1 rRNA gene is annotated in these 1,513 nt (G+C 53.5%); it reads left to right on the top strand.

Annotated features, from left to right (window positions below):
* Window positions 1-35: 35 nt before the first annotated feature.
* A 16S ribosomal RNA gene (locus tag D2K40_RS16155) occupies window positions 36-1,513 on the top strand; the annotation flags it as partial.

The raw sequence follows: 1,513 nt of genomic DNA on the forward strand, positions 1-1,513 counted from the left end.
AAGCTAGTATTTTAAATGAGCAACCAAGCTCGCATTTTATGGAGAGTTTGATCTTGGCTCAGGACGAACGCTGGCGGCGTGCCTAATACATGCAAGTCGAGCGCGGGAAGCAAGATGACCCCTTCGGGGTGATTCTTGTGGAACGAGCGGCGGACGGGTGAGTAACACGTGGGCAACCTGCCTGTAAGACTGGGATAACTCGCGGAAACGTGAGCTAATACCGGATAACACTTTTCTTTACCTAAGGAGAAGTTGAAAGGCGGCTTTTCGGAGCTGTCACTTACAGATGGGCCCGCGGCGCATTAGCTAGTTGGTAGGGTAATGGCCTACCAAGGCGACGATGCGTAGCCGACCTGAGAGGGTGATCGGCCACACTGGGACTGAGACACGGCCCAGACTCCTACGGGAGGCAGCAGTAGGGAATCTTCCGCAATGGACGAAAGTCTGACGGAGCAACGCCGCGTGAACGATGAAGGTTTTCGGATCGTAAAGTTCTGTTGTTAGGGAAGAACAAGTACCGTTCAAATAGGGCGGTACCTTGACGGTACCTAACGAGGAAGCCCCGGCTAACTACGTGCCAGCAGCCGCGGTAATACGTAGGGGGCAAGCGTTGTCCGGAATTATTGGGCGTAAAGCGCGCGCAGGCGGTTTTTTAAGTCTGATGTGAAATCTTGTGGCTCAACCACAAGCGGTCATTGGAAACTGGAGAACTTGAGTACAGAAGAGGAGAGTGGAATTCCACGTGTAGCGGTGAAATGCGTAGATATGTGGAGGAACACCAGTGGCGAAGGCGACTCTCTGGTCTGTAACTGACGCTGAGGCGCGAAAGCGTGGGGAGCGAACAGGATTAGATACCCTGGTAGTCCACGCCGTAAACGATGAGTGCTAGGTGTTAGGGGGTTTCCGCCCCTTAGTGCTGCAGTTAACGCATTAAGCACTCCGCCTGGGGAGTACGGCCGCAAGGCTGAAACTCAAAAGAATTGACGGGGACCCGCACAAGCGGTGGAGCATGTGGTTTAATTCGAAGCAACGCGAAGAACCTTACCAGGTCTTGACATCCGCTGACAATCCTAGAGATAGGACTTTCCCTTCGGGGACAGCGTGACAGGTGGTGCATGGTTGTCGTCAGCTCGTGTCGTGAGATGTTGGGTTAAGTCCCGCAACGAGCGCAACCCTTGATCTTAGTTGCCAGCATTAAGTTGGGCACTCTAAGGTGACTGCCGGTGACAAACCGGAGGAAGGTGGGGATGACGTCAAATCATCATGCCCCTTATGACCTGGGCTACACACGTGCTACAATGGATGGTACAAAGGGCAGCGAAGCCGCGAGGTGAAGCAAATCCCATAAAACCATTCTCAGTTCGGATTGTAGGCTGCAACTCGCCTACATGAAGCCGGAATCGCTAGTAATCGTGGATCAGCATGCCACGGTGAATACGTTCCCGGGTCTTGTACACACCGCCCGTCACACCACGAGAGTTGGCAACACCCGAAGTCGGTGAGGTAACCTTTT

Origin of the sequence: Paraliobacillus quinghaiensis (assembly GCF_003426025.1) — a bacterium.
Taxonomy (GTDB): domain Bacteria; phylum Bacillota; class Bacilli; order Bacillales; family Amphibacillaceae; genus Paraliobacillus_A; species Paraliobacillus_A quinghaiensis.